Raw genomic sequence first — 6,000 nt, 5'->3', positions numbered from 1 at the left:
TCGGGCGGGCGGCGGGACGGTCAGGCCCTTGTAGACCCGCAGTGCGTTGCCGGCGTCGCGGGCGTAGACGGCGGAGACGACGCTGCCGAGGACGGCGACGCCGAGCGCGCTGCCGAGCTCCTGGCCGGCGTCGTTCACCGCCGAGCCGACCCCGGCCTCCTCGGGCGGGACGGCGGCCAGGAGCGTGCTGTAGGCGGGCGGTGTGCCGAGCCCGGCGCCGAAGCCGAGGACGGCGAGCCCGATCGCGAGCACGGCGTAGCCGTCGTCCGGCTCCGTCAGCCCGAGGGCCAGGAAGCCGGCCGCGGTGACGGAGAACCCGGCGACGAGGGCCGGACGGGCGCCGAACCGGGACTCCAGCGACGCGCCGAGGCCGTTGCCGACGCCGGCGGAGACGGCGACCGGAAGCAGCGCGAGCCCGGCCTTGAGCGGGCCGTAGCCGTGCACCGACTGGAGAAGCTGGGTCAGGGCGAACAGCGTCCCGGCCAGCGCGAAGCCGAACAGCGCGATCATGGCGGCGGCCCCGGAGAAGTCGCGGTCGCGCAGCAGCCGCAGGTCGAGCATCGGCTCGGGGTTGCGGTGCTGCCACGCGGCGAACAGGGCGAGCGCGGCGGCGCCGGCGGCCAGCCCGCCGAGCGTGCGGGCGCCGGTCCAGCCGTGCGCGGGGCCGGAGATGACCGCCCACACCAGCGCCGACATGCCCGCGGTGGACAGCGCGGCGCCGGGCACGTCCGGGCGGCGGCGCGGCCCGCGCGACTCGGGGACGAGGAGCAGCAGCCCGGCGACGGCGGCCGCGGCGACGGGCACGTTCACCAGGAAGACCGAGCCCCACCAGAAGTGCTCCAGCAGGAACCCGCCGAGCGTCGGCCCGGCGGCGAGCCCGACCATGGACGTCGCGCCCCAGATCGCGAACGCCTTCGCACGCTCGTCCGGGCCGAACACCTGCGCCATGATCGACAAGGTTCCGGGCATGAGGAGCGCGCCTCCCACGCCCATCAGCGCCCGCATCGCGACGAGCTGGGCGGGGGATCCCGCGAAGGCCGCGAGCAGGGACCCGGCGCCGAAGAGCGCGAAGCCGGCCAGCATCGCGCGGCGGCGCCCGTGCCGGTCGCCGAGGGCGCCCGCCGTGATCAGCAGGCCGGCGAACGCCAGCGAGTAGGCGTCGATCACCCACTGGACGTCGGACGTGGTGGCGTCCAGGTCCCGCAGCAGGGACGGGATCGCCACGTTGAGGATCGTGTTGTCGACCACGACGACGAACAGGCTGAGGCACAGCACGCCGAGGATCTGCCAGCGCCGCGGATGCGGGGCGGTGGGCTCGTCCATGACCACTCCCAGGGTTCTCGTACAGCGTTCGAGTTGGCTCGCACACTGTACGACTCAACTCGCACGGTGTTCAAGTCCCGGTACTCTGTACGGGAGCGAGGAGGGCACGCATGGCCGAGGAGAGCAGGGCGCCGTCCGTCTGGGTGCGGCCGGAACGCGCGCGGCGGGGCCGGCCCGCCCTCGGCCGGGCGCAGATCGTCGACGCCGCGCTCGACCTGCTCGACGCCGAGGGCCTGGACGGCCTCAGCATGCGCCGCCTCGGCACCCGCCTGAACGCGGGCGCGACCTCGGTCTACTGGCACGTCGCGAACAAGGACGAGCTGCTGGAGCTCGCCCTCGACCGGGTCATGGCCGAGGTGGCGGTCCCGGCCGGGGACGGCTGGCGGGCCGCCGCGACCGGCTACGCGCGCAGCCTCCGCGCGATGATCCACCGGCACCCCTGGACGGTGACGCTGTTCGGCAGCCGCCCGATGATCGGCCCGAACGCGACCCGCGTCCTGGACGAGGTGCTCGCCGCGTTCGGCTCCGCCGGGTTCACCGGCTTCGACCTCGAGTACGCCTGGTCGGCGGTGGTCGACTACGTCATCGGCGCGGCCGGCAGCGAGGCGAGCTGGCAGCGCGCCCAGCCCGGCACGTCCGCCGCCGACTGGGTCGAGAACCTCGGCCCCTACCTGGGCCGGCTGGACGAGGAGCGCCCCGGGCTCGCGTCGCACATCCGCGAGATCTGGATGAAGGAGACCGGCGACGTCCTGGAGGGCCGCTTCGCGTTCGGGCTCGCCTGCGTCCTCGACGGCCTCGAAACGCGCAGGCCCCCCGCCCGGTAGCGGGCGGGGGGCCTGCGGCACGAGCCGGTCGAGGAAGGATCAGAAGGGCAGCTCCGCGGGCGGCTTCGGCTTGGCGTCGGTCCAGCGCGGCGAGCGGTCGGCCTCGTAGGAGATGACGAAGCCCGGCTTCATCTCCGCGTACGGGCCGCCCGGTTCGGTCAGCTGGTCCTCCAGGGCCAGCAGCGCGCCCGTGCGCTCGTCGAAGACGATCACGTTGCGGGAGCGGTACGTCCCCTGCTGGGCCTTCGGCGTACCGAACTCCCCGGTCTCCGTGATGGCCCAGTCGGGCGTGGCCAGCGCGACCCCCCGGCGCCCCAGCGGGTCGGTGACGCGGCCGATCGCGCGGATGCCCGGCTGCGCGGCCAGTGCCTTGATCAGGCCTGACCGGACCTTCGACGACACCGGGGCGGACAGCAGCGTCGACGTCCGGCGCATCTGCAGGCGCGGGATGACACCCTCCTTGAGCTTCTTGCCCCCCGACGCCTTCGGGTTCATCGCCCGCTTCATCTCCGCGGGGCTGAGGATTCCGGCGAGCTCGGCCGGGTCGGTCGGCAGGTTCTGCAGATCTCCCAGCGAGGCCCCGCCGCTGCCCAAGCCGTAGAAGCTCCCGCCGCCCTTAGGGTCGACGCCCACATTGGGACCGTTCACCCGCCACTTCGTCGCCTTGGTGGTGTAGGTGTGGTAGGCGTCACCCGACCAGACGCGGATGGACGACGGCGAACCGGCCCTGCGCCACAGCGCCTCGTCCCGCGGCGTCTGCGGGCGGGCGGGGAGGTCGCGGTCGTAGTACGCCTCGCCCATCCCCTTCCTGGCACCGGCCCAGTGGAACGTCTCGCTGTGCGCACCGAAGATCGCGTACGTGCCGGTCTTCGCCCGCACGACGTAGGCCTGGCCGCTGATCCTTTCGGCGGACCAGTAGTTGCCGGTCGGCTGCTCGGCGGCCCTGTCCGCCGCCACGAGCACCGCCTGCTTGTTCAGGTCGACGGACCCGGGAGGCGGGCCGGGCGGCGAGCCCGGGGAGCCCTGGCCGGTGGCCACGATGGCGACGGCCGCCGCCGCTCCGGCCGCGACGAGCCCCGCGCCCAGCTGGAGCGGCCGGCCGAAGCGCCGCCGTCCCGCCCTGGAGGGCCGGACGTGCCTCCCGCCCGGCGCCATCGCCTCCTCCAGCCTGGCCAGCGCCCGCGCCGACGCCTCCGCCGACGGGGGCGGCGGCTCCCCCAGCAGCCGCCGGACCCGGGCCGTCTCGTTCATGTCGATCTCGTTCACGCGGGCGTCTCCTCAACGATCAGCGCGGGATTGGTTCCGCCGAGCGACTCCCTCAGGCGGCGCCGGGCACGGTGCAGGCGGGACGCGACGGTGCCCGTCTTGAGGCCGAGTGCCTGCCCGACCTCCTCGTAGGTCAGGTCGGCCAGCGCCACCAGCAGCAGGACGTCCCGGTCGCCGCGCGGCAGCCGGGCCAGCGCGTCGGCGAGGTCCGCGCCCGCCCCGCCGGCGGTGACGCGCGCGGTGACCCGGTCCTCGTGGCCGTCCTGGACGTGCTCGGCCGGGGTGCGCGCCAGCGCCCGGTAGCGGCGGCCCTCCGCGCGCCGGTGCAGCCCGATCAGCCGGGTCGCGATCCCGTACAGCCACGGGCGGACCGTGCCGCGGTCGGGGTCGAAACGTCCGCGCTTGTTGAACGCGGCGAGGAACGTCTCGGCGGCGATGTCGTCCGCCGCGTCGACGCCGAGGCGCCGCGCCGCGTACCCGTGGATCGCGGAGAAGTGCCGGTGGAAGATCTCCGCGAACGCGGCGGGCTCGCGCCGCGACCGGACGATCGCCGCCGCGTCCGAGGCGTCGGAGCCGGACGCGCCCGGCTCCGCACCGGACCGGGACCCGGGGTCCGGCGGGTGGTGATGGGCCATGGAGTGATCCTCGTCGTCGGGGGGAGTGCTCGGTCACCCCGCTCTCAACCGATCCCCCGATCACCCTTCACGCGCACGCGCCCTCCGCCCCGACACCGGGCGGAGGGCGCGGGAGGCCCGCCGGGGCGGCCGCTCAGAAGGGCAGTCGCGCGGGCGGCTTCGGCACGGCGTCCGTCCACCCCGTGTTCCGGACGACCCAGTAGTTGATCACAAACCCGGGGGGCTGCTCCCGGTAGGCGCCGCCGGGCACGGTCAGCACGTCCTGCTCGGCGAGCAGGTCACCGGTCTCCCTGTCGAAGACGAGCTCCGACCGCGACCGGTACTCCCCCTGCTCCTGCCGAGGCGCGCCGTACTCCCCGTCCACCTTCGAGACCTGGTCGTCGACCGCCAGCGCGACGCCGGTCCGCCCCAGCGGGTCGGTGGCGGCGCCGAGCGACCGGACGCCCGGCTGGGCGGCCAGCGCCCGCATCAGCCCCGCGCGCACCCGGGGCGGCAGCGGCGCGTTCTCCAGCAGGTCCGCGGTCACCCGGAGCCTGCCGCCCGCGTCCATCACCCGGTCGAGCGGCCTGACCGCGGCCCGGTCCTTCGGCGGGCCCGGCCGGTAGAACCTCCTGGCGAGCGCGGCCGGGTCCTCCGGCAGGTTCTGGATGTCCTGGACCGTCAGCCTCTCCCCCCGGACGAAGAACCTTCCGCCGCCCTTGGGGTCGGGGTCGTCGACCTCCCACTTCGTCGCCTTCCGGTCGTAGGTCCAGTAGTGGTCGTTCGACCAGACCCTGAACTCGTCCGGGGAGCCCGCCCGCCGCCACGCGGCCGCGTCCCGCGGCGTGAGCGGCCTGGCGGGCAGGTCGCGGCCGTAGAAGGCCTCGCCGCCGCCCCGCTCGGCCGCCGACCAGGAGAACGTCTCGCTGTGCGCGCCGACGATCGCGTACGTGCCGGTCTTCGGCCGCATGACGTACGACTGGCCCTGGATCTGGTCGGAGAACCAGTACCTGCCCGTCGGCTGCGCGGCGGCCTTCTCCGCCGCCGCGAGCACGGCCTGCTTGCCGAGGTCCACCGCAGGCGGGGCGGGCGAACCCGATCCCGTGACGGTCACGGCGACGGCCACGGCCGCGCCGGAGGCGAGCACGCCGAGCCCGGCCCTGAACCGCCACCCGAGCCGGACGCGGCGGCGGGGCACCGGACCCTCGAACATCCGGGCCCGGGCCTCGGTCGTCTCCGGGAGCGTCGGCGGGACGGGGTCCCCGTACGCCTCGCGGATCATTTTCAGCTCATCCATGGTCGTCCTCCAGATCACGCATCGGGTTCGTTCCGCCCAGCGCCGCCCGCACCTTCTTCCTGGCCCGGCTGAGCCGCGACCCGACCGTCCCGTACGGGACGTCCAGGGCGGCCGCGACCTCCTCGTGGGTGAGGTCGGCGAGCGCGACGAGCAGCAGCACGTCCCGCTCGCCCGCGGGGAGGGCGGCGAGCGCGCCGGCCAGCCGGCCGCGCAGGCCCTGCGCGCTGACCCGGGCGTCCACCCGGTCCGCGTGCCCCGCCTCGGCCTGGCCGGGGCCGAGCCGCGCGCGGGCCCGCAGCCCCCGCACCTCGCCGCGCCGGTGCCTGCCGATGACGTTGGTCGCGATCCCGTACAGCCAGGTCCGGACGGCGGCGCGGGACGCGTCGTAGCGCTCCCGGCCGCGGAACGCCTCCAGGAAGGTCTGGGCGGCGGCGTCGGACGCGGCGTCCGGGCCGAGGCGCTTGGCGGCGTACCCGTGGATCTCGGCGAAGTAGGCGTCGAAGATCTCGCCGAACCGTTCCGGGTCGTGCAGGGACATCCGCAGGACGCCGGAGTGGTCGGCCCGCCCCGGGCTCCCGTCCCGGGGCGGGTCTGCGGTGAGGGGTTCCCCTGTCATGTGCTGCCTTTCCGTGCCTCGGACGGCGGTCACTGACGTATCACCCGGAACCCCTCACCG

At 75.2% G+C, this 6,000-nt stretch carries 6 protein-coding genes; 1 reads left to right on the top strand and 5 read right to left on the bottom strand.

All coding sequences use genetic code 11. The features are described 5' to 3' along the window. Positions 1-1,323: MFS transporter (locus AB0K37_RS25485; RefSeq protein WP_363985188.1), on the bottom strand; the 1,323-nt coding region annotated here is incomplete at its 3' end. Positions 1,324-1,433: 110 nt separating this feature from the next. On the opposite strand from AB0K37_RS25485, the gene AB0K37_RS25480 reads away from it, so the two are divergent. After that, on the top strand, positions 1,434-2,147 hold the full coding sequence (locus AB0K37_RS25480) for a TetR/AcrR family transcriptional regulator C-terminal domain-containing protein (protein WP_363985186.1): 714 nt from the start codon (positions 1,434-1,436) through the stop codon (positions 2,145-2,147). A 39-nt stretch (positions 2,148-2,186) separates the two neighbouring features. On the opposite strand, the gene AB0K37_RS25475 is transcribed toward AB0K37_RS25480, so the two are convergent. The 4 genes from AB0K37_RS25475 to AB0K37_RS25460 form a co-directional block, all read right to left on the bottom strand. Further along, entirely contained in the window at positions 2,187-3,413 is a 1,227-nt protein-coding gene (locus AB0K37_RS25475; RefSeq protein WP_363985184.1) for a CU044_5270 family protein, read from the bottom strand. After that, positions 3,410-4,048: an RNA polymerase sigma factor gene (locus AB0K37_RS25470; protein WP_363985183.1), complete on the bottom strand. Its 639-nt coding sequence runs from the start codon at positions 4,046-4,048 to the stop codon at positions 3,410-3,412. The genes AB0K37_RS25475 and AB0K37_RS25470 overlap by 4 nt, the downstream gene beginning before the upstream one ends. Before the next feature lie 133 nt (positions 4,049-4,181). Then, entirely contained in the window at positions 4,182-5,324 is a 1,143-nt protein-coding gene (locus AB0K37_RS25465) for a CU044_5270 family protein (RefSeq protein ID WP_363985181.1), read from the bottom strand. Next, positions 5,317-5,940: an RNA polymerase sigma factor gene (locus tag AB0K37_RS25460; RefSeq protein WP_363985179.1), complete on the bottom strand. Its 624-nt coding sequence runs from the start codon at positions 5,938-5,940 to the stop codon at positions 5,317-5,319. The genes AB0K37_RS25465 and AB0K37_RS25460 overlap by 8 nt, the downstream gene beginning before the upstream one ends. Positions 5,941-6,000: the final 60 nt, after the last annotated feature.

Source organism: Actinomadura sp. NPDC049753 (genome assembly GCF_040674655.1).
Lineage (GTDB): Bacteria > Actinomycetota > Actinomycetes > Streptosporangiales > Streptosporangiaceae > Spirillospora > Spirillospora verrucosospora.
This window is presented reverse-complemented; position numbering and strand designations above follow the sequence as displayed.

Excerpts from the sequence above, each read along its gene's own strand:
- AB0K37_RS25480 (WP_363985186.1), top strand. The coding sequence starts at position 1,434 with ATGGCCGAGGAGAGCAGGGCGCCGTCCGTCTGGGTGCGGCCGGAACGC.
- AB0K37_RS25470 (WP_363985183.1), bottom strand. The coding sequence starts at position 4,048 with ATGGCCCATCACCACCCGCCGGACCCCGGGTCCCGGTCCGGTGCGGAG.
- AB0K37_RS25465 (WP_363985181.1), bottom strand. The coding sequence starts at position 5,324 with ATGGATGAGCTGAAAATGATCCGCGAGGCGTACGGGGACCCCGTCCCG.
- AB0K37_RS25460 (WP_363985179.1), bottom strand. The coding sequence starts at position 5,940 with ATGACAGGGGAACCCCTCACCGCAGACCCGCCCCGGGACGGGAGCCCG.